This window comes from Acidimicrobiales bacterium (assembly GCA_036378675.1).
Lineage (GTDB): Bacteria > Actinomycetota > Acidimicrobiia > Acidimicrobiales > Palsa-688 > DASUWA01.
On record DASUWA010000024.1, the window covers coordinates 37,767 to 58,366 of the forward strand.

General features: G+C 64.9%; 17 protein-coding genes. 9 read left to right on the forward strand and 8 right to left on the reverse strand.

Annotation, left to right across the window (positions count from 1 at the left end):
• Nucleotides 1-2 precede the first annotated feature (2 nt).
• Nucleotides 3-1,517, forward strand: a complete 1,515-nt coding sequence (locus VFZ97_09270) for a HAMP domain-containing sensor histidine kinase (protein HEX6393620.1) — start codon at nucleotides 3-5, stop codon at nucleotides 1,515-1,517.
• Here VFZ97_09270 and VFZ97_09275 read toward each other — a convergent pair.
• Nucleotides 1,493-2,896 carry an amidase family protein gene (locus VFZ97_09275; GenBank protein HEX6393621.1) on the reverse strand — a complete coding sequence of 468 codons (1,404 nt, stop codon included), beginning with the start codon at nucleotides 2,894-2,896 and terminating at the stop codon, nucleotides 1,493-1,495. The two genes, VFZ97_09270 and VFZ97_09275, sit on opposite strands and share 25 nt — an antisense overlap.
• A gap of 186 nt (nucleotides 2,897-3,082) precedes the next feature.
• On the reverse strand, nucleotides 3,083-3,463 hold the full coding sequence (locus VFZ97_09280; GenBank protein ID HEX6393622.1) for a VOC family protein: 381 nt from the start codon (nucleotides 3,461-3,463) through the stop codon (nucleotides 3,083-3,085).
• 85 nt (nucleotides 3,464-3,548) lie between these two features.
• Here VFZ97_09280 and VFZ97_09285 point away from each other — a divergent pair, with 85 nt between their 5' ends.
• The 5 genes from VFZ97_09285 (at nucleotide 3,549) to VFZ97_09305 (ending at nucleotide 8,262) form a co-directional block, all read left to right on the forward strand.
• A complete protein-coding gene (locus VFZ97_09285; protein HEX6393623.1) occupies nucleotides 3,549-4,061 on the forward strand; it encodes a DinB family protein in 513 nt (170 codons plus the stop codon).
• A gap of 48 nt (nucleotides 4,062-4,109) precedes the next feature.
• Nucleotides 4,110-4,856: a class I SAM-dependent methyltransferase gene (locus VFZ97_09290; GenBank protein HEX6393624.1), complete on the forward strand. Its 747-nt coding sequence runs from the start codon at nucleotides 4,110-4,112 to the stop codon at nucleotides 4,854-4,856.
• Between the two features lie 37 nt (nucleotides 4,857-4,893).
• On the forward strand, nucleotides 4,894-5,781 hold the full coding sequence (locus tag VFZ97_09295) for a patatin-like phospholipase family protein (GenBank protein ID HEX6393625.1): 888 nt from the start codon (nucleotides 4,894-4,896) through the stop codon (nucleotides 5,779-5,781).
• A 114-nt stretch (nucleotides 5,782-5,895) separates the two neighbouring features.
• Nucleotides 5,896-7,449 (forward strand): adenylate/guanylate cyclase domain-containing protein, encoded by a 1,554-nt coding sequence (locus VFZ97_09300; protein ID HEX6393626.1) that lies wholly within the window; start codon nucleotides 5,896-5,898, stop codon nucleotides 7,447-7,449.
• A 12-nt stretch (nucleotides 7,450-7,461) separates the two neighbouring features.
• Nucleotides 7,462-8,262 carry an RNA methyltransferase gene (locus VFZ97_09305; GenBank protein ID HEX6393627.1) on the forward strand — a complete coding sequence of 267 codons (801 nt, stop codon included), beginning with the start codon at nucleotides 7,462-7,464 and terminating at the stop codon, nucleotides 8,260-8,262.
• 3 nt (nucleotides 8,263-8,265) lie between these two features.
• On the opposite strand, the gene VFZ97_09310 is transcribed toward VFZ97_09305, so the two are convergent.
• From VFZ97_09310 to VFZ97_09330, 5 genes are read right to left on the reverse strand one after another with little or no spacing between them, the layout of a single operon-like run.
• Nucleotides 8,266-9,303, reverse strand: a complete 1,038-nt coding sequence (locus VFZ97_09310; protein ID HEX6393628.1) for a polyprenyl synthetase family protein — start codon at nucleotides 9,301-9,303, stop codon at nucleotides 8,266-8,268.
• Nucleotides 9,300-9,842, reverse strand: coding sequence for a hypothetical protein (locus tag VFZ97_09315; protein ID HEX6393629.1), 543 nt, complete (start codon nucleotides 9,840-9,842; stop codon nucleotides 9,300-9,302). The genes VFZ97_09310 and VFZ97_09315 overlap by 4 nt, the downstream gene beginning before the upstream one ends.
• Nucleotides 9,839-11,923 carry an NAD(P)-binding protein gene (locus tag VFZ97_09320; protein ID HEX6393630.1) on the reverse strand — a complete coding sequence of 695 codons (2,085 nt, stop codon included), beginning with the start codon at nucleotides 11,921-11,923 and terminating at the stop codon, nucleotides 9,839-9,841. Before VFZ97_09320 ends, VFZ97_09315 begins: the two co-directional genes overlap by 4 nt.
• Entirely contained in the window at nucleotides 11,924-15,193 is a 3,270-nt protein-coding gene (locus tag VFZ97_09325) for an adenylate/guanylate cyclase domain-containing protein (protein ID HEX6393631.1), read from the reverse strand.
• Between the two features lie 4 nt (nucleotides 15,194-15,197).
• Nucleotides 15,198-16,394, reverse strand: coding sequence for a hypothetical protein (locus VFZ97_09330; protein HEX6393632.1), 1,197 nt, complete (start codon nucleotides 16,392-16,394; stop codon nucleotides 15,198-15,200).
• A 106-nt stretch (nucleotides 16,395-16,500) separates the two neighbouring features.
• Here VFZ97_09330 and VFZ97_09335 point away from each other — a divergent pair, with 106 nt between their 5' ends.
• The 3 genes from VFZ97_09335 to VFZ97_09345 all read left to right on the forward strand — a co-directional run bounded on the left by VFZ97_09335 (nucleotide 16,501) and on the right by VFZ97_09345 (nucleotide 19,887).
• Nucleotides 16,501-17,520, forward strand: a complete 1,020-nt coding sequence (locus tag VFZ97_09335) for a polysaccharide deacetylase family protein (GenBank protein HEX6393633.1) — start codon at nucleotides 16,501-16,503, stop codon at nucleotides 17,518-17,520.
• Nucleotides 17,521-17,564: 44 nt separating this feature from the next.
• The gene (locus VFZ97_09340) at nucleotides 17,565-19,313 is read left to right on the forward strand and encodes a glycoside hydrolase family 5 protein (GenBank protein HEX6393634.1); all 1,749 of its coding nucleotides are present in this window, start codon (nucleotides 17,565-17,567) and stop codon (nucleotides 19,311-19,313) included.
• A gap of 94 nt (nucleotides 19,314-19,407) precedes the next feature.
• Nucleotides 19,408-19,887, forward strand: a complete 480-nt coding sequence (locus tag VFZ97_09345; protein ID HEX6393635.1) for a hypothetical protein — start codon at nucleotides 19,408-19,410, stop codon at nucleotides 19,885-19,887.
• 259 nt (nucleotides 19,888-20,146) lie between these two features.
• Here the strand turns inward: VFZ97_09345 and VFZ97_09350 are convergent, their stop codons facing one another.
• Nucleotides 20,147-20,533 carry a MarR family winged helix-turn-helix transcriptional regulator gene (locus VFZ97_09350; GenBank protein ID HEX6393636.1) on the reverse strand — a complete coding sequence of 129 codons (387 nt, stop codon included), beginning with the start codon at nucleotides 20,531-20,533 and terminating at the stop codon, nucleotides 20,147-20,149.
• Between the last annotated feature and the right edge of the window lie 67 nt (nucleotides 20,534-20,600).

Consider the following 20,600-nt stretch of genomic DNA (forward strand, 5'->3'; position numbering starts at 1 on the left):
CTGTGCGCCGGCGCCTGACCCTCGCCATCGTCGCGGTTGTTGTCGGAGCGCTAGCGGTCGCGGGCGTCGGGAGCCTGCTGCTCGCCGCCCGGGCGGAGCGGGCCCATTTCCAGCAACGGCTGCGGTCGCAGGCGCAGGTCATCTCCAGCAATCTCGACACCCTCGTGTTCGGCAAGACCAGCGCCAATCGAAAGAGCGTCCTGGCGATCGTCGCGGAAGTGTCGCGCCTCGAAGGCGTCGCGATCGCAGTGGTCGAACCGAACGGCACGATCACCCCGATGCAACCCTCGGCTCCGCTTCTGGGCCTGTTCGGACGTGCCGAACCGTTGCCGTCGGGGCTCAGCTCGGCCGACCTTCAACCGGGCCGCTTGCGAAACGGGGTGACCACGTCGGGTAGCCACGGGGCGTTCACTTGGGTCGCGGTGCCGACCTCGATCAACACTTCGGCGCTCATGCCGTCCGGGCTCACCGCTGAACGCACCGCCGCCCTGGAACAGCGTTTGGCAAGCGTCGCACCCAGCGGCAGGATTCCCATCGCTGTCATCGTCACTGGAAAAGAGACCGGAAGCCCCGGAGCGAACACGTGGTTCGCCTTGGCTGCCATCGCGGCATTGGCGGTCGCCGCGGTTGTCGCAGGTGTTCTTGCGAGGCGGATCACCCGGCCTCTGCAAGCGGTCGAGCAGGCAGCCGGTCGGATAGCCGCGGGAGATCTCGAACGGCGCGTCGACCTTGACGGTCGCGAGTACCCGGAGCTGGCCTCGCTTGCCTCGTCGATCAACACGATGACCGACAGCCTGCAGGACGCAAAGCTGCGCGAACGACAGTTCTTCCTGTCCGTCTCCCACGACCTTCGGACCCCGCTCACGTCGATACGCGGATGGGCTGAGGCGATCGCCGACGGGGCGGCGACCGATCAAGAGCAGGCAGCCCGGGTGATCGGATCCGAAGCGCGAAGACTCGAGCGGCTGGTCCAGGATCTTCTCGACCTAGCCAGGCTGGACTCGCACGCCTTTTCCTTGCATGTCTCTCCCGTGGATATCGCGGCGGTAGTGGGCGACACCGCCGAAGGGTTCCGGCCGATGGTGGAACAGGCCGGCTTGCACCTTCAGCTGCAAATGCCTGATCAGGTCCTCGAGGCCATCGCCGATCCCGACCGGCTCGCCCAGGTTGTGGCGAACCTGGTGGAAAACGCGTACAAGTACGCATCGACCAGCGTCCACGTCACCGTGTCGGCGAACGAAGGGTCGATCGTGGTGGCCGTCGAGGACGACGGCCCGGGCATACCGCAAACTGAGCAAGGCCACGTCTTCGAGCGGCTGTACCAGTCCGCGCGTTCGCCGGCGAGGCAAGCGGGATCGGGGCTCGGTCTTGCCATCGTTAAAGAGCTGACCGCCGCAATGGGGGGAACGGTCGTAGTCGGATCATCGACTGCGGGACGCGGAAGTGTCCTGTCGGTAATCCTGCACGCAGCCCGCGACGCGCAGCCGGCGTCTTACGCTCCAGGCGGAGGCCTGTAACCGCCCGTCAGCGTCTCCAGCTCGCCTGCGACGAACAACGACGTCCGGTCCTCGAGATAGGGCCCGACCACCTGCACGCCAACCGGAAGGCCCTCGGGCGTAAACCCAACCGGAACCACTGTGGACGGCAGGTATACGACGCCGACGAGCCCGGTCCACACAAGCGTGTCTATGTGGGCGCGGGGCCGTCCGTTGATGGTCACCACGCGACTGATGATCTCGCCGGACTGGTCGTGGGCGAACGCGGCCATCGGCATTACCGGGCAGAGCAGAACATCGAACTCGCGGAACCACTCCTCCCAGACCGATCGCATCTGCGTGCGCGCTTGATGATTGTCCAGCCAGGTGCGGTGAGTCCCGCTGATCGCGTCGCCGATCTCCTTGTCGGTGCTGACCGATATCGCCGGCGCTATCAAAGAGCTGAACAGGGCCGCCGCGTCGGCAAGCTTGATCGGGGGTCGGGAATCCGACACGTTGGCGCCGACCTTCGCCAACGCCTCCGCCGCAGTCGAGAGCACGTCGCCGACCTCGGTCGCCACTTCTCCCACCGGGTCGTCGAGCCAGGTACCGATCCGGTACTCGCGAATGTCGGCGCGCCGGGGGGCGGGCAGATCCAGCCTCCAGGCCTTGGCGTCCTCTCCGGATGCGCCGGCCATCACGTCGACCAGCTCAGCCAGATCGCCGGCGCTGCGAGCGATCGGGCCGAACACGTTTATGTCCGCGTCGATCAGGCCCCCGCCCACCCGATCGAGGTAGCCCTTCTGCGGGATCACGCCGAAGCTCGGCTTGTGGCCGCACACCCCGCAGAAGTTGGACGGGATGCGCACCGATCCGCCTATGTCCGTGCCGAGCTCGAACGAGGTGAGCCCCGCCGACACCGCGGCCGCCGCTCCTCCGGAGGAACCCCCCGGCGTTCGGGAGTGGTCCCACGGGTTGTTGGTCGTACCGAACACGTCGTTGAACGTCTGAACGTCACCTGACCACCGCGGCGCGTTCGTTTTGCCGAACACGATCGCCCCCGCGTCCCTTAGGCGCTTGACCGCCGGGGCATCGCGCGCCGGGACATGGTTGATCAGCTCACGCGCGCCTCCGGTCGAGCGGATGCCCGCGGTCTCGATGGCGTCCTTGATGGTGGTGGGTAGGCCGTGGAGCGAACCGAGGTTGCCGGTGCCTTTTGCGGTCGCTTCGTCGGCGCAGGCGGCGGCTTCCTTCGCCGCGTCTGGCTCGAGTGTCACGACCGCGTTCAGGGAGGGGTTGATTCTCTCGATCCTCGACAGGTACTCGTCGAGCAGCTCGCGACTGGAGATACGCCGCGCCTTGATGGCAGCGGCCTGGTCCCTCAGAGTCCACAGCGCCGGCGAGTCGTTGGTTTCTGTCATCGGTGGGACCTCCAGTGGTGACGGGGTGTCGATCGGCGGGTCTTTGAGGGCTTACCGGGCGCTGACGGTGCTTGATGGGTTTCTTGAGGGCCGATTGGGCGTGGATCCTGCGTTTGGGTGTGCGGTTGAGCACCGGCGTGCTGATTCTTACGCCCGAACGCAGCGATCGCTATCCAGTTGCCCGAATCAGTCCCGAGTCAGAGGCCGAGCGAAACTGAGCTCGTGGCCGTCCGGGTCGAGCACATGGAAAAAGCGTTCCCCCCAAGGTGCGTCTGCCGGGGGCGACCCCGGCTTCACGCCGGTGGACTCGACGCTCTTGTACATCGCGTCGACATCGTCAACCCAGAAAACGATCCGTCCCCAGATCGGGTTTTGATTGGAGCGAGTCGCGTCGAGTTGGAGGTTGAGGTAGCTGCTCCCGGCTCGGAAGCTGGTGAACTCGGCGTGCTCGCCGCCGTACAGGAGATCGAACCCGATCGATCGGTAGAAGCGGACGGCCCTCTGCATCTCCACCGTCAGAAGTGTTACAGCGCTGATGCTTTCGATCGGGCTTGGCGCGTGAGCCATGCCGGTCAGCTTGTCAGCTCGACGCTTCCGAGCGGCTGGCGTTTTGCGGACATGTTCTGTCCGCAAAGAGTGGGAGGATGGACCGATGAGCGAAAGAACCACGTCAACGGAACGGTCCGACTTCATCGCAGCTCTGGCGAAGCAGAGATCCTTTCTCCGCGGGACAGTCGAGGGCCTCTCTGATGAGCAAGCGCAACGGCGAACCACCTCGAGCGAGCTGTGTCTCGCCGGGATCATCAAGCACGTGGCGGCTGTAGAGGACTCGTGGGTGCAGTTCATGCTCCGGGGACCCGGAGTGATGACCTTCAGCCCCGAGAGGATGGAGGCACACGCTCAGACCTTTCAAGTGATGCCGGGCGAATCCCTCGACGTTCTTCTATCCCGCTACGACGAGGTAGCGAGGCGTACCGCAGAAGTGGTTGCCGAGGTGCCGTCGTTGGACGATACCCAGCCTCTGCCCGATGCTCCGTGGTTCCCGCCGGGCGCGCGCTGGTCGGCCCGTACGGTGCTCGCTCACATTCTCGCGGAGACCGCGCAGCATTCGGGCCACGCCGACATCATCAGAGAGTCGCTCGACGGCGCCAAGACCATGGGCTAACTCGATCGCACCAGCCGCCGATTGCGAGCCACCGGTAATGTCCGCTCGGTGAGCGGCCTTCCCAGAGCCGAAGCCGAGGCTTGGCTGGAATCGTGGGATCGGCAGCAGGAGCGTTATCTCCCCGATCGGGAGGAACGGTTCGGGTATTTGACCGCCCTGGTCTGCGTTGCCCCGCCGGATCGGGCGCTTCGTGTCTTGGATCTCGCCTGCGGTCCCGGTTCCCTGACCAAAAGGATCCTCGCGGTCCGGGCCGACGCCGAGATCGTCGCAGTTGATCTTGACCCGGCACTTTTGGCCATCTACCGGTCGCTCAATCCCGAGGTACTCGTGGTCGAGGCCGACCTGCGTCGCAGCGGATGGTCCGAGGCCGCCGGCGGCGAGTTCGACGCTGTCGTAACGGCTACTGCCTTGCACTGGCTGAGCGGCCCCGAAGTCCGCCGGCTGTACGCCGAACTGTTCCGGAAGCTGCGGTCTGGAGGGGTGTTCCTCAATGCTGATCACGCGCCGCTCGACGGGAGCCCGGACCTGGCCCGCAGGTGCGCCGATGTGTTGAACGGGGAGATAGATGCGCTTCCAGGCGAACGACATGATTGGGAAAGCTGGTGGTCCCGGATGCACGAGGACTTAGTGCTCGGTCCACTGGTCGCCGAACGCAATCGCCGGTTCGCCGATCGGGGTGACGAGTTCGCCCCGCCTGAAGATTGGCATCTGTCGGCGCTCGCGGATGCTGGTTTTGCGGAGTGTGCTGTTGTGTGGCGGCGGGGACGCGACGCCATCATCGCCGCCGTCAGATAGGGCGATGAGTCGCTCGGTTCAGTTAGCCTCGCTACCTATGACGCGTGCTTTGGTACTCGGGGGAGGCGGTCCGGTAGGCATCGGGTGGGAAGCCGGCCTCCTTGTAGGACTCAGAGGCAACGGGGTGGACGTTTCAAAATCAGACACCGTGATCGGTACCTCTGCTGGTTCGGTGGTTGGATTCACTCTCGCCTCCGGAGACGACCTGACCCAGGCGATCGGAGATGTTGGGGCAGCAGCCGGGGTGGAAGAAGGCGGCCCAACCTCCGCCGACGCGAGCGAAGACCTCGAGCTGCTCATTGCCGCGCTTGCGGAAGCCGCTGCCCACCCGGAAGCGGCCGAAGCGGTTCGCGCCCGTCTTGGAAAGACAGCACTTGCTGCTCGAACAATGGACGAGGAGCGCTGGTTGGGGATGTTCTCGAGATTTGACGGCGCCGCGTGGCCCACGGGTTTCTCTTGCACCGCCGTCGACACCGAAGACGGGAAGTTCCAGGTTTGGGACGAACGTTCAGGAGTGGACGCACGGGCTGCGGTCGCGTCAAGTTGCGCCGTCCCCGGAATCTTCCCGCCCGTCACGATCAACGGAAGGCGTTGGATGGACGGAGGCGTCAGGGACATGCTCAACGCCGACGTGGCCGACGGACACGACGTCGTGCTGGCGGTGTCCTGCACGCTCCTCGAAGTCCCGGAAGAATTCGGATTGCCGGCCCTCGATGCAGTGATGGGCGCGACCCGCTCCCAGCTCGACCGGCTTCGCGACGGCGGGTCAAAGGTCGAGGTCATCGTCCCCGGGGCGGAGATGCTCGACATCAGTGGGTACGGGTTGAACCTCATGGACTTCTCGCTGGCAGTTGCGGCCTATGCGGCCGGAATCCGGCAGGGCGAGTCGGAAGCCGCTCGTCTCGAGGGTTTCTGGTCGTCCTAGGTACGTTGCCTGGTCAGAGGTTTGATCCTGCATTAACCACGCACCTGAGCCTTAAGGCACCTGTGCCGTGAGACACGTTGCGCCATCGGACCTGTTGAGCAACGATTGAATCTGATGGGGGATCAGCCAACCGGGGTCCAGGAGACCAGGGAACTCGTGCTTCGGCGGATCTCGACGAGGAACCATCGGAACATCGTCCTGGCCAATGTCGTCGGTGCTGGGCTTGCTGCCATTTCCGGCGCGCTGACCAGTCAGCACATCAAGGGGCAAAGCGGGTTCGGCTTGGGCGATTTCATAACCCTGTGTGTCTACCTGGTCGCATCGCTCTTGGTCGGCTCGTGGTTCTTCCCGAGAATCGCCACGAAAGCGACCGAGTGGGTAATGGCCGGCCGGGGGCCGAACCCCGCCGAACAGCGTCGCACCCTGAACCTCCCAGTCATGTACGCAGCGTTCTCACTGGTTGGCTGGCTAGGTGCCGCGGCGCTCTGGGCCGGGATAACCGCGGTAGGCCACCCGTGGGGCGCGGTCGTTCGAGTCACGGCTTCGATACTTCTCGGAGGGTTCACAACGAGCGCTCTCATCTATCTGCTCGCCGAATCTGCTTTTCGGCCCTTGGTGCGGCTTACGCTTGCGACGCGAGTTCCCGAGCGGACAATGGTTCCCGGTGTGCGGACCCGGCTGATTGCGTCCTGGGCGGTCGGTGCCGACGTCTTTCTGCTGATGATCGGTCTTACCTTCATCGGTCGCCCTGCCAGCGAGCCACCGAGTGCGGCAGCGATTTGGTTCATCGTGGGCGCCGGCCTTGCCTCGGGCACCCTCGTCGTTTACGTCGCTGCGCGTTCTCTTGCGCTGCCGATGCGCAACCTCCGGTCGGCGGTGAGTCAAGTGCAGCGTGGACAGCTCGACGTGACGGTGGACGTCGATGATGCAGGGGAGCTCGGTCTGTTGCAGGCCGGATTCAACCAGATGGTTTCGGGGCTGCGTGAGCGCAACGCTCTACAGGATCTCTTCGGACGTCACGTCGGTGACGAGGTGGCTCGGCAGGCGGTGGAGCGCGGGATATCACTTGGAGGGGAGCGGCGAGAAGTCGGAGTTCTATTCGTCGACATCCTCGGGTCGACGACGCTGTCGCTCCGTTACCCTCCCGATCAGGTTGTCAGCCTGCTGAACGAGTTCTTCGGAGCCATCATCAAGGTGGTGTCAGCCGAGGGCGGGTGGGTCAACAAGTTCGAGGGCGACGGCGCTCTTTGCGTGTTCGGCGCCCCGATCGCGATGGAGGATTGCGCGATGCGGGCGTTACGCGCCGCTCGGACGATCCGAAGGGAGCTTCTCACCCTCGCGGCGTTACACCCTGATCTCGACGCGGCCGTTGGCGTTTCCGCTGGGTCGGTAGTCGCCGGGAATGTGGGTGCCGAGCAGCGCTACGAGTACACGGTGATCGGAATTCCGGTGAACGAAGCGTCCCGTCTGACCGACCAGGCGAAGCGACGATTCAGCAGAGTGCTCGCAAGCGAGGAAGCGATAGCGCGGTCGGGTCGCGAGTCGAAGGAGTGGATGGTCGCGGACGAGATCGAGCTCCGTGGCCTCGAGCAGAGGACGCTCGTTTACGAGCCGGCTGCAGAGGTGGCTGCGAGGCGAGAGGCGCCGGCGGTCGGCGACGCCCGGTAGTCCAGCGCGACGTTGATAGTCGAGGTCGACGATCCGGCCGACCCTCGGCTCGACTTGTACCGCAATCTCCGTGACGTGGAGCTGAGACGGTCACTCGAGGCCGATCATGGTGTCTTCGTCGTCGAGGGATTGCGAACCGTCCGTGTGCTGCTCGAGTCTCAATGGCCGGTGCTCTCGCTCTTGCTGACGCCGAGCCGCCTCAGTTCGGCCACTGACGTGTTGGAGCAGGCGGAAGACCGTGGCGTGCATGCGTACATTGCGGGTTCGGAGGTCTTCGACGAGATAGCCGGATTTCGCGTGCACCGAGGCGTCCTCGCACTGGCCGAGCGGCTGCCAACGAGACAACCCAGCGAGATCTTCGAAGGCTGTGACGCTGTCGTGGTGGTCGAGGGTGTCAACGACCACGAGAACCTGGGCGCAATCTTCCGCAACGCGGCTGCGCTCGGTGCCGGAGCGGTATTCCTTGACCCGACTTGTTGCGATCCCCTTTACCGTCGGTCTGTGCGCGTGTCGCTCGGGCACGTGCTGAGGGTTCCGTTCACTCGGATTGTCCCATGGCCTGCCGGGTTGTCCGAGCTTGCGGGACACGGGTTTTCGATCGTGGCGCTCGATCCGCGTTCGCCTCACACGGTTGGTTCGATGAGCCCTCCCGAGAAGATCGCTGTCATCGTCGGAGCCGAGGGCCACGGGTTGAGCCAGGCTGCCCGGCTTTCGGCGTCGTGCAGCGTGCGGATACCGATGGCCCCGGGGGTCGACTCCCTGAATGTGGCCACAGCTCTCGCGATCGCCCTCGACAGGCTGGTTCGCCGCTGACCGCTAGCGCTCCCGCTCCACCATGAACTGCACCAGCTCGCCGAGGAACCGACGCGCAGGCGTCTCGGGAAGCCCTGCGAATGCTGCGTCCATCGCGGCCCGGGCGCTACTCGCGACGCCTCTTGCGAACTCACCGGCGAAGCTGATGCTCCCGTAGGCCACCATGAGGTCGAAGACCTTCCCGACCTCTGAAGGACGACGCAGCGACGACGGCCGGCCCAGGTAGTCGCGTAGCCATCCGAAGTCCGAAGCGTCGGCAGCGGCGAGGAGGTGGATGAGGATTAGCGTCCGCTTACCTTCTCTAAGGTCGCCGAATCGCTCCTTGCCGTACAGAGCTTCGTCGCCCGTGAGGTTGAGAATGTCGTCGCGGATTTGGAAGGCGGCACCAAGGTGGAACCCGCACGCGATCATCGGCTCGAGGTTCGCAGCGCCACGCGATCCGATCAGAGCCCCTACCCGCAACGGTAAGACGGTGGTGTACCAGCAGGTCTTCTTCATGACCAGATCGAGGTAGTCGTCCGGAGTGAGATCGAGCCGTGCGTCACGCAACCACCCCAGTTCGAGGGCCTGCCCTGCGACCGTCTGCCGGCTCATGAAATCGAACTCGGTCATCACCTGGTGTGCCAGCCGGGCACCCATGCGGTCGATGTTGTTTCGGAGCGTTCCCATGGCGTACAGCGCGAGTGCGTCGCCGGCGTTGATGGCAAGAGGGGTGCCGTAGATCCGGTGGAGGGTCGGCTTGCCCCTGCGGAGAACGCTCCCGTCCTCGATGTCGTCGTGCACCAGGAACGCGTTGTGAAGAAGCTCGATCGCGACCGCGGACGGGAGAGCGTCGTCGAGGGCCCCACCGAACGCTTCGGCCGTTGCAAGGCACATGCTCGGCCGCAGCGCCTTGCCGGTTCGCGACGGGTACTCGGACAAAAGAGGGCCCAGGTACGCGGAAGTCGCCATCGGCTCCAGTTCGCTCCGGATGGCCTCCGAGACGGTCGCCCCGTAACGGGACAAGCTCTCGATGACCGAAGCGGCCCGGGCGGCGATCATCGTGCTTCCAAAACGGCGATGCACACGGGAAACGAGGTATCCGGCAACCCTTCCACCAAGATCTGACCGTGGTACTTACCGGGGCGAGCGTCGTTGGGGACGGAAACGGTGACCAGGATGTCGAGGCTCGAGTCGGCTTCGATCGCCGTGACGGTCGAGGGGGTGAAGACGATCGCTGAGGGATCGAGCGTGTGGCCGTCGTGGGTCAGAAGCGGCGGTGCCCAAAGGCGCAACCTCGGACTGGCCTGGGCGGTCGGGTTGTGCAGCCAGATCTGGCGGTTGCTCCGCCGTCCTGGTTCCGTATCGGGAAGGGTGAAGTGGGCTCCATCAGCAGTCCGATCCACCAGACCGCCGTCCCCGAACAACAGAAACTCTGGGATCACTCCTGCGATGCCAACCCCGCTCTGAAAACGCTCGAACATCTCGGCGAACCGGTTGACCACGACACGCGCCGAGTCGAAGCCGAACTCCTGCACCTGTGAGATCAATCCCAACTTTCCGCCGGGACGTTCGACCCGTGCGTCCGGGCCGCCGCTCATCTGCACGTTGCCCGCTCGGTGACCGCAGCCGCAGCGAGCTTCCCCGACATCGTCGCGGCTTCCAGGCAGCCGGCGTTGAGGCCGCAATCGGTCCAGTCGCCGGTGACCAGCAGGTTGTCAAAGCCCGTGGCATTGGGAGCCATCCGAAAGCTATCTGTTCCCGGCAGCGACTGAACGTACAGATCCGAGGGATCGACGTTCGCCTTCCAGAACTGGCTCGTGAGCCGGCCCGCTCCATCCCCGTCGCATAGGAGATCCCATCGGAACCCTTTTGGCCCCACGGCTCGCGGCCAAAGGACCTTCACCTCGCGGTCGAGGAACTCCCGGGTTCGGGCGAGAACGGCGTCCGACGCGGACACCTGGGATCGCGGCGGCTCTGGGCTGAGGGGGCTGCAGAAGTATGCGATCGACTTCGGGCGTTCGGCATCGGGCCAGTCCTCGAACTCCAGCAGATGCGACATGGAAGCCCACGTGTCGAACGGTTCGGTGAACCCGCTGACGATGTCGCCCGGATTGCCCGGCCACCCGAGTTCCCGCTCGTCGGCCTTGAGCCACAACTGGAATGCTTGAGTCGCCACCGTCCCCACCCCGCTGACCATCGACCGCCACGCGGGCGATTCTTCGATCAACTCCCCGCAGACGTACGGCACCATCCCGAGCGAAATACCAAAAACGACCTGGTCGAAGTCCTCGCCCGCCCGGAGAACCACCTTCCCGGAATCTCGACGGGGAGACCAGTACGACTCCAGATCCAGGTCCTCGATCCACTCTGGTCGAACGACCTGCCCTTTCAATGGCTCAGCCGGCCAGCACGGGAGGCCGTTGACCTCGGCCAGCGGCGAATAGACCCCGGTAGACGAAGCTGGCTCAGCCTGGAGGCCCATTTCAATGGCCTGGACGGAGCGACGGTCGGTGCTGAGGCGAACCGAATCAACCCGGTGGAAGAACCTGAAGTCCACACCTCGGTTGAACAGAACCTGATAGAGCGGTGCGAACACGATCTCACCCATCCCGGCGCGCATCTTCCAGAAGGGTCCGCCCGAGTAGCCAAGAAGCATGCGGGTGGCCAACTGAAGTCCGAGACCGGCGCTGAACCGGGGACGGGACGGATCACCTTGTTCGTAGGCGAAGGTCAGGTCGTACATCCCGCGAAGTAGAGGCGAGGAGAGGGCTTCCGGATCAATACCGTGACCCGAGAGCCACTCCCGATAGTCGAGATGGTCGATCGATCGATAATCCTCGTTTGCTTCGAGCAAACCGTCGCCGAAGATTCCCACCAGGTTGGCGGTGACGATCTCGACGAGGTGAAGCGTCCGCCGTGATATCGCGTTCGAGTTCACCGCGCCTCTGAGGCCCACCCGGAGATCCTCGAGCATCCTCGGCAGCCCACCGTCAGGGCTCCCAGAGACGAGGTTGCCCACCGATGTAAGCCTTCGGGCCATGCTGAACGGAATGACCAGGCCGAGAACGGCTGCTCCCCTCACGAGCGCGTCGATATCGCCAAGCTGCTCGGTCTTTCCTCCCTCCGGGAGCGGCGAGGCGCTCAGGTAGATCCGGTCGCGGGTTCGACTCGGTCGCGCCGGGGCCAACGAGCGTAAGAAGTCGGCAAGCAGTTGCAGAGATCGTCGGGCGATCTCAGCGGGGCTCGCCGGCCACGAGCTCGTATTGCCGGGCGTGCCGGGCATGCCGGGTGTGGCCGAGAAACGGGCCATCCACGGGACCCATCTGCCGTCGTGCAAGTCGGCGACGCCGACTCGATTGGCGGGTGACACCGCGTCGTCCCACGATCGGATCGGGCAGCGGGGGTCGGTCACCGCGCGATCCAGCTCGTCGTAGCAGCGGCGCATCAGCTCGAAGGTGTGGTCGTAGTACCCGAGGAGGACGTGAAGGCCGTGCTCCTCGATCCGTCCGTTGGCACCTCGGCTGCTTGCGCCCTTGCCGCCGAGACGCCACCCGCGCTGGTAGACGGTGATTCGCTGGAACCGGTCCCGCCACCGTCCTTCGGAAAGCTCGAATGCGGCTGTCAGCGCCGCCATCCCACCTCCGAGGATGGCGACGGAGGGCCGCCCCGACGCGTCCACTTAAGAGCCGAGCAGGGCTCGAGCTTCCGCCAACTCTCGGCTGGTCGACGATGGCGTCATCAAGTCAGCGGTCGTGCGCAAGAGTTCCGGCCAGTCCGCAGGGCGCGATCGCCCGGGGAGGTGAGCGATCTGGTTGGCGGCTCGCAGGGCGAGCAGGAGGGAACCTTGCTTCTTACCAAGATCAACGGCAGCCCGCAGATCGGCGATCACCTCGTCGGTCCGGTCGGGGAACGCCTGTGCCACCAGCTCGGCGCGCAAGATCAGAAGGTAGGGCTCGTGTACCCGCTCGCCAGACTTCTCGACTCTGTCGAATCCTTCGTCAACCTCGTCGAGGGCTCGCTTCAGGTCACCTCGAGCAGCGTGGTTGCGCGCGGCGATCCAATGAAAGCCTGCTCTGAACGCCGCGTGCCCGACCATGTCCATGGCGGCTTCCCATCCTGCCAACTCATCCTCTGATGCTCCGGTGTCACCGTCCGGAACGAGGACGTACTGGTATCCGATCGCTCGGAAGTAATCGAATCGGTGCAGGTCCGCGATTTCGACTGTTCGACGGCCTAGCGCTCGCGCGCCAGCGTTGTCTCCCATGATCATGCGCAGCCACGACAGATAGGTGGTGACGAAAGCAAGGCTGAACGGTCCGCGTGGAAATCCGACGCTTTCAGCCACCGATATGGCCCGCTCCTCCCATGCCGCGCTTTCGAGAGGGTTTCCTTCGAGGCCATAGACGCACGCAAGTGCCACCGCAGACACTGCGATCGGATCGTTTGGCAGCGGCCACACGGGTGAAACCCTGACCCCTTCGGGCCTGCTCATGTATCCCTCCCAGGCCTCCAAAAGCAGCCGCTTCGCGTCGGCAAGCTCGCCCGCGTAAAGACAGTTGTAGCCGATGCACGACTTGATCTCCGGCGCGAACCAGGAGACCTCTGGCGAGTCGACCGAATTGCTCAACGGAGCCAGGAACCATGTCGCCATCCCGAGCTCGCCGCGGACGAACATGTAGCTCCAGATGCCCACCTGCGCCGGGATGATCGCAGCGTTGTTGCTGTGCCTACGGCAGATTGCTTCGGCGCAGTGGAAGTCGTCGTAGACCTCCTGGTAGCCATAGCCGAACAGCGAGCTGACGCTCATGCTGCGGAGCAGCCGGATGTTCAACTCGGTGAGATCACGCTCGTCGCCCCCCGGGGTTGACAGAAGGAGTTCGAGCGCCCGGTCCAGCAGCCGCCTCGCCTCGGTGTGGCTTGCCTCGGCCTGCGCGGCGAGCGCCGCCGAGATGTAGCCCGGGATGCTCCGCGCGTGATCACCGGCAAGGTCGTAGTGATGGGCGACGATCGCCAAGTCGCCCGGACCAACAGCCCTGGGCTCGAGCAGGCGAGCTATGCGGCCGTGACGGTCGCGCCTTGCGTCGAGGACCTGGGTTTCGTAGGCGGCGTCCCGCAGGAGGACATGGCGAAACTGGTAACTGGCGTGCCGGGCGTCACCGACCGGCTCGATTATCCCGGCAGCGTGCAGTTGCGAAAGGGCGTCGGAGACTGGAGCCTCAGCGAGTTCTCTGAGCGCTCCTTCTTCGAAGACGGGCCCGAGCGTCGCCGCCAGCTGCGCTGTCCGAAGATCAATTCCGGGAGCACGCAGGCGAGCGGCGAGGAGTTCCTGTAACCGGACGGGGACCGTCTCGCCTGATGTGCTCCGCAACGCGCTGCGTACGAGCTCCTGAACGAACAGAGGGACACCCTGTGCACGGTCGACGATCATTCGGCGCTGATCGTCGCTGAGCTCGTGGCCCTGGGTCATCTCGTCGATCAGTTCCTCTGACTTGTCTGCGGAGAGAGCGCCGAGCTCGACGTCGGCGGCCAGGGCGGACCATGGTGCGATCAGCTGCTCGCGGCTGGTGGCGACGACGAGGACGCCGGGTGAGGATTCCTTGGCAAGCAGCCCCATGAGCTCGACGGTCGTCGGGTCGGCCCAGTGAAGATCTTCGACCACCAGCAGGGTCGGGTTGGCCTTTGCGAAACGGGTTAGCCAGTTCACGAGCGCCGCGAGGGTCTCGGCGCGCAACGCGATGGGGTCAACCTCGAGACGTGATCTCTCCTCCGCCATCTGAATCCCGAGGAGCGGCATGAGCAACGGGAGGAATTCATAGGTTCCCATACCAACCGCGCTGATGCGCCGCTCGACCGCGGCGATGCGTTCCTCCTCCGGTTGCTCCGGATAGAGACCGAGGCGATACTCGAGCATTCGAGACATCGGCCACAGCGCGACGTTGGTGTGGTACGGCGAACAGTATGCGCGAAGGACCGTGCCACCCTCGCCCGCGACTCGCGTGCAGAAATCGGCGACCAGCCGTGACTTTCCGATACCCGCCTGGCCCCGGACGATGACGGCAGGGGTTGCAGGCCCTCGGTCGTCGCGCGCGGCGGCGAGCACCCCGCGCCAGTGGCTCGACAGCTCGTCGAGCGGGGCATCCCGGCCGATCAGGGTCGCTTGCAGGGGTGTTCCGTCATCGAGGCGGCCCGCGTCGAATGAGCGCAGGACGCGGTAGACCTCGACGGGCCGAGAGATCCCTTTGAGATTGCGCATACCCAACGGGGAAAGCTCGAAGTACTCCTCGACCAGTTGCTTCGTGGCGTCGCTTATGACCACGGTGTCCGGTTGGGCCTCTGCCTGGAGCCGTGAGGTCATGTTGGCGACCAGACCGAAGATCGAGGGCGATCCCAACGGGCCCGGCGTGCGGCCGGCCACCACGACGGTCCCGGTGTGTATGCCAACCCGGACGGACGCCTCGATCCCATAGCGTCGCCGCAGCTCCGGTTCAACGGACGCCATCCGCTCCACCAGGCCGAGCCCGGCGAGGACGGCTCGCCTAGCGTCGTCTTCGAACACCGCTGGATAGCCAAAGCACGCCACGACTCCGTCGCCCACGAACTGCAGTACGCAACCTCCCAACCCCTCGATCGCCTCGGTAACCGCCTGGCGGTACACGCGAAAAAGGTCGCGGACGATTTCGGGCTCCCGGACGTCCGCTAGATCTGTCGAGCGAACGAGGTCCGAAAAGAGCATGGTCACAAAGGCGCGCTGACCCTCGGCAAGGGATTCCTCCGCGCGCACACGCTCGAGGAGCCCTTTTGCGCGGTCGTTCGCCGGCGCAACTTCGAGAACATCCGAACAGATGTCGCGTACCCGCTCCCAATCCCCGGATGACGCAGCTGTTTCGGCTGAGGAGAGGAGACGCTCGACTAGTCGACCTAGCCGGTCCTCGGCTCTCTCATCATCCATGCGGTCATCCTTCCTTCGGCGTCGGGCGAGCCCCGCTCGCATAGAAGAGCGCCGGCGCCGTGGTGTCGTGGCCGTCTTTGGAACGAAGTGTCAGCTCTCCCTCGTAGAGGCCAGGTGGTAACGCGGTTGTATCGGTGAGAAGCCTGACCGACACCGGCTCGCTGCCCCCGTTGCCGGGACGCCCGTCGATTCGCGCCGGGTCGACCTTGATCGCCTTGGACCGGATCGTCGCCTGCTTCTTGGCGACACGCGACAGGTCCGATACCTCGACGGTCACGGTTGTGCTCGGCGCCGGCACGAAGACCGTCGAGTACTCGAGTGACCTCTTCCAGGCACCGCCGCCCGACGGCACTCCCCCGCTCGGGGGAACGTCGGCTCCGGCCAACCCCTCGGCCACGACATTCCCGGCGCGCCAAACCCGTGACCAGTCCCGGGCCAGCCTGAGGAAGAGACGGCTGCTGTCTTCGGCAGCATCCTTAGGACCGTATTGCCCCGACCAAAGACGGTTGCCAACGTCGGTAGCGTAGTTCCCGTAGAAGTCCGTCATTCCTGACATGCAATCGGCCCACTGCTGCGCGTAACCACGTGTGAATCCCGCGGCGGCTTCGGTCGCACTCGCGTCGTCCGCTCCCGCATCGCCCAGTGCTCCGTGGGTTTCGCCCACCGGGCTCCCTTCGAGCTGTTCCGCAGCGGTCTTGGTGGCCTCCTTCATCCACTCGGTCCATTCCGGGCACACGGCTGTGGCCAGAGCGTTGTCGACCGGGTCCGTGAAACCCACGATCTTGAGGGCCTTGACGAGACGCCTTTTCCCGAGATCCAGAGCACAGAGAAAACCTCTGTCGACGGTCAAGACGTCGACAACGCTGTGGTCGAGGTCGTACGTCATCGCCGCCCATTTCGACGTCTGCTTCCCGTCGCACTGCAGGACGGTATGAAGTTTCCGCCCTCCGATGTTCACCGCCTCGAGGTATTTGCCGTGCCACCGGTCACCGTCGCTGTCTTTTGCCGTGGTGCGCTCGCCGACGGGCGTCATGGATTCGAAAAGCTTCCCGCCCCACTGGGGCCAGTCCGTTGGCTCGAGCCAGGCGCTCAGCTGCGTTACCGTCCGGTCGGTCTGGAACTCGGCGAAGATCCAAGCAGCCTGCTTGTTGCCGACGGCCACGATTCTGGGGGTGCAGACGTCTTTCTGGCCGGTGCCCATTTCGACCATCCCCTTCTATTCCGGCAGTGACGTCTAGACGCTACTCCTAGACTGACCGTGCGTTTCATGTGGTGACCGTTCGGTCACCTGAGGAAAGATCGGTGGAATGAGCTTCATGGGGCGTTTCTCACGCCTGGCCCGACCAAGGGTGGCAACTGCGATCGCCGGGGCCGCGGCGGCGGCGATATTGCTTGCTGCTCTGGTCGTCGCGGTGCCGGGTTCACCCCGCCGCAAGGCCGAGACCGTTGCACCCTCTACGACCACCCCTACCCTGCCGTTCTTTGTGGGGCCGTCAACGACAACTCCACCGCTCGCCCAGCCAACCGACACAGAGCCCTCTGTTCCGGCCACTCCGACTGCACCGGCCGCGACCCCCCTTCTGACCTCCAACGCCGCGGCCGCCCCAGTGTTCTACCGGCTCCACCTGTCTTCGCCGGTCGTGTTCGTCACGATCGACGACGGGTGGGTGCGGGACCCTCGGGTCATCGGATTTCTCGGCCAGACCGGTTGGCCGATTTCCATCTTCCTAATCGAGCGGGCGGCCGCCGGGGATCCGAACTACTTCCGTCAGATGTCGGCGGCCGGCGCGACGATCGAGGACCATACCTACGACCATCCTTACCTCACCTCGCTCGGACCGGACCGGCAGAGCTACGAGGTGTGTCGTCCCGTCCGTGACTACGCCGGGCTGCTCGGTCACACCCCGACTCTGCTTCGACCGCCGTACGGGGCATGGAACCCGACCACCCAGAAAGTCGCTCACGGCTGCGGTCTCGGCGCAGTCGTCGAATGGTCTGCCACGATGTCGGCGGGCCGGCTGGCCGTGGCCGGACAGAGGCTGCGCGGCGGGGACATCATCCTCCTCCACTTCACTCCCACCCTGTATTCCGATCTCGTAACTCTTCGCAGCATCCTTGCCGCCGACGGCTTGTCGGTGGGACGTCTGGAGTCCTATCTCTCTTCGGCAACCTCTGGTGGATCCACTGTCGAGGCTGTCCCGACTTCGGCCACGTCGCAGATGACGACAACATCGGTGGAGCGCGCGAATCCAAATCCGGCCCCGTCGAACACAACCACGACGACGATTACGACTGCACCGCCGGGATCGACCCCACCGACGACGTAGACGCCACTTGAGTCGCGGCGGAATGGCGCCGAAATCTCCTATTGGTGCTAGTTTCCGCAGCAATCAAAGGAGTCGCGCGCGCGGTCGTCGGTGTGCTTCCCGCCGGAGCGCTCGTGGGAGCCGCGACTTTTGTGATACCGGCGGGGACGCACGCTTCAACAAGTGCACTGACATTCGCGTCCAGCGCGACAGCGGGGCTATCCGTCAGGGTCGCGGGAAATGCGCTTGTCGATGGGTCGGGCCGACCGGTGCGGATGCTCGGTGTCGATCGTTCTGGAACGGAGTACGCCTGTACCGGCGGTTGGGGGATATTCGACGGCCCTTCGGATGCCGGCTCCGTGTCCACCATGGCTTCTTGGCACATCGACGCGGTACGCGTCCCTCTCAACGAGGATTGCTGGCTTGGTATCAACGGCGTCAAGCCGGCCGACTCAGGGCCTAACTACAGCGCCGCGATCGAGGGGTACGTGTCCGAGCTCAACGCCGCCGGCATCGTTGCGATTCTCGATCTTCACTGGTCGGCCCCGGGAACGACCCTCGCACAGGGGCAGCAGGTAATGGCGGACGCCGACCATTCGCCGGCCTTCTGGTCGTCTGTTGCCTCCGCGTTCAAGTCCAACCCCGCGGTCGTGTTCGACCTATACAACGAGCCTCACGACATCTCCTGGTCCTGTTGGCGCAACGGTTGTGTCACCTCCGGTGGGTGGCAGGCGGCCGGCATGCAGACTCTTGTGGACGCCGTTCGCTCCACGGGGGCGTCCCAGCCGATCATGATCGGGGGACTGGGTTGGGCAGGCGACCTGTCCGGTTGGCTTGCCAACAAACCGGTCGACCCTGACAACCAATTGGCGGCTTCGGTGCACGTCTACAACTTCGGAGGGTGTTCCGCCAGTTGCTGGGATTCGACGATCGCCCCCGTCGCCCGAACGGTTCCGGTCGTCACCGGTGAGCTCGGTGAGGACGACTGCGCGGCCGGTTTCATCGATTCGTACATGTCGTGGGCGGACGCTCATGGCGTGTCGTATCTCGGGTGGGCCTGGGACACATACAGCTGTGGCGGATTCCCGGCGCTGATCAGCTCCTACGACGGCACCCCGACTGCTTTCGGTGCGGGCCTCAAGTCTCACCTCGCATCCTTGTCGGTGTCGGGAGCGGTGGCCACCCCCTCCCCTGAGGGTTACCGAGTCGCCGGCGCCGATGGCGCGGTCTACGCCTTCGGTGAACCCGCGTACGGTTCGATGGCCGGGGTTGCCCTGAACCGTCCGATCGTCGGGCTGGCGAACACTGGCGGAGGAGGCGGCTACTGGTTGGTCGGGTCAGACGGCGGCGTCTTCGCGTTCGGGAACGCTCCGTATTACGGGTCGACGGGGAACATCAGGCTCAACCAGCCGATCACTGGTATTTCCCTCGATCCGGCAACGGGTGGGTACTGGCTGGTCGCGTCCGACGGCGGGATCTTCTCGTTCAACGCACCATTTGACGGGTCTACCGGAGCCATTCACCTCAATCAACCTGTCGTCGCGATGGCGGCGACTCCGGATGGGCGGGGGTACTGGCTGGTCGCTCGGGACGGAGGTGTCTTCACGTTCGGTGACGCGGGCTTTTACGGATCGACCGGTGCCCAGCATCTCAACCAGCCGGTCGTCGGGATCGCTTCTACCCCGGATGGTCGCGGCTACAACCTGGTCGCCGCGGACGGCGGGCTATTTACCTTCGGGGATGCGAGCTACCTCGGATCCGTGCCAGGTCTAGGCATAGGCACCACTGACATCGTCGACGTTTCCCCCGGCTGACCAACCGCCGGGGGAGACTCGGCGAACCCCCTGAACTGCGGGTTTGTGAGGTGCGTTCGTCGCCGCTCTTGGCCGAAGCTGGCTGGTATACGCCGTGGCTAGGAGGATTCTCGAGTGCCGTTCCGCCGAGCAGACCAGCTGGCTGCGCCGCTACGCCCGCCAGTCGGTAGCGGTGGGAACGACGAGGGTGTTTGTGGTCACCGAGCCTGGCGATGTGCGGGTGGTGGCCTACTACGCGTGGTGCATGGCCCACGTGACTGCCGAGGCCGCCACGCCCCGGGTCCGCAAAGGCGCCGCCAGGTATCCCCAGCCGGCGGCCCTGCTCGCCCGCCTCGGGGTCAATACCCGCCACGAAGGCCAAGGTCTAGGAGCCGCCCTTCTCCAAGACGTGTTCGCCCGGCTGGTCGAACTGTCCGACCGGATCGGCTGTCGCGGTCTGCTGATCCACGCCGAGACACCACAAGCCCGGGACTTCTATCTGCATCTCGTACCCGAATTCCGACCCAGCCCGACCAACGAGCTTCACCTCCTACTACTCATGAAGGACATCCGAGGGACCCTGACCGGCACTTGACCAGTCGTGATCGCAGAGAAGCCCTTGGCTGGACGATGCAGGGTGCCCAGCTTCGGCACAGCCGAGGCTCGACGTCTGGCGGTTGGGGAGGCTCCTGCCCGTGTTGTCGGGCCACCCCAACGACCCGATAACCGATCACCCGTATAACCATCCCGGATCGACATCTTTGGGGTGGTCGATCGATTGAGCCTCCGGGTTCGTTCTGGGGCAGTCCGGGACTGTGGTGCGTCCTGGCGAGCTTGGGGAAGGGCAGCCCGGGCTACGTGCCGTCGGCTGGGACGGCGGTGGGGTCCTCTTCGGCAATCTGATCGAGCACGGCCCGGAAGACTGCCCAGGCCGGTTCGCCGATCCGTTCCTCCCACGTCTTCTCGACGTCGCGTCCTGCCTGCCAAATGGCCGCCTCCAGGCGCCGGCCGCGAGCGGTAAGTCGAACGATACGGGCCCGGCCATCATCGGGGTGGGGTTGGCGTTTGAGATATCCGGAGCGCTCGAGCTGACCGAGGATGTCGTTGACTGTTTGCTTGGAGAGGTGGGCGGTGGTGGCGATCTCGCTCGGTTGACGACCCTCGGGTCCTTGGTAGCGGAAGATCGGGATGTGTGCGTAGCTGACGTCGGGGTATCCGGCTCGGTGGAGGCGCCCGAGCATTTCGAGTCGCATTACGCGAGCGGCCTGTCGGAGCCGTCCCGCGGCGCTCGGTGTCCGCGCCAATGAA

Excerpts from the sequence above, each read along its gene's own strand:
- VFZ97_09350 (HEX6393636.1), bottom strand. The coding sequence starts at position 20,533 with ATGCTCGGGCGCCTCCACCGAGCCGGATACCCCGACGTCAGCTACGCA.
- VFZ97_09315 (HEX6393629.1), bottom strand. The coding sequence starts at position 9,842 with ATGAGCGGCGGCCCGGACGCACGGGTCGAACGTCCCGGCGGAAAGTTG.
- VFZ97_09310 (HEX6393628.1), bottom strand. The coding sequence starts at position 9,303 with ATGATCGCCGCCCGGGCCGCTTCGGTCATCGAGAGCTTGTCCCGTTAC.
- VFZ97_09295 (HEX6393625.1), top strand. The coding sequence starts at position 4,894 with ATGACGCGTGCTTTGGTACTCGGGGGAGGCGGTCCGGTAGGCATCGGG.
- VFZ97_09325 (HEX6393631.1), bottom strand. The coding sequence starts at position 15,193 with ATGGATGATGAGAGAGCCGAGGACCGGCTAGGTCGACTAGTCGAGCGT.
- VFZ97_09335 (HEX6393633.1), top strand. The coding sequence starts at position 16,501 with ATGAGCTTCATGGGGCGTTTCTCACGCCTGGCCCGACCAAGGGTGGCA.
- VFZ97_09330 (HEX6393632.1), bottom strand. The coding sequence starts at position 16,394 with ATGGGCACCGGCCAGAAAGACGTCTGCACCCCCAGAATCGTGGCCGTC.
- VFZ97_09285 (HEX6393623.1), top strand. The coding sequence starts at position 3,549 with ATGAGCGAAAGAACCACGTCAACGGAACGGTCCGACTTCATCGCAGCT.
- VFZ97_09275 (HEX6393621.1), bottom strand. The coding sequence starts at position 2,896 with ATGACAGAAACCAACGACTCGCCGGCGCTGTGGACTCTGAGGGACCAG.
- VFZ97_09300 (HEX6393626.1), top strand. The coding sequence starts at position 5,896 with ATGGGGGATCAGCCAACCGGGGTCCAGGAGACCAGGGAACTCGTGCTT.
- VFZ97_09280 (HEX6393622.1), bottom strand. The coding sequence starts at position 3,463 with ATGGCTCACGCGCCAAGCCCGATCGAAAGCATCAGCGCTGTAACACTT.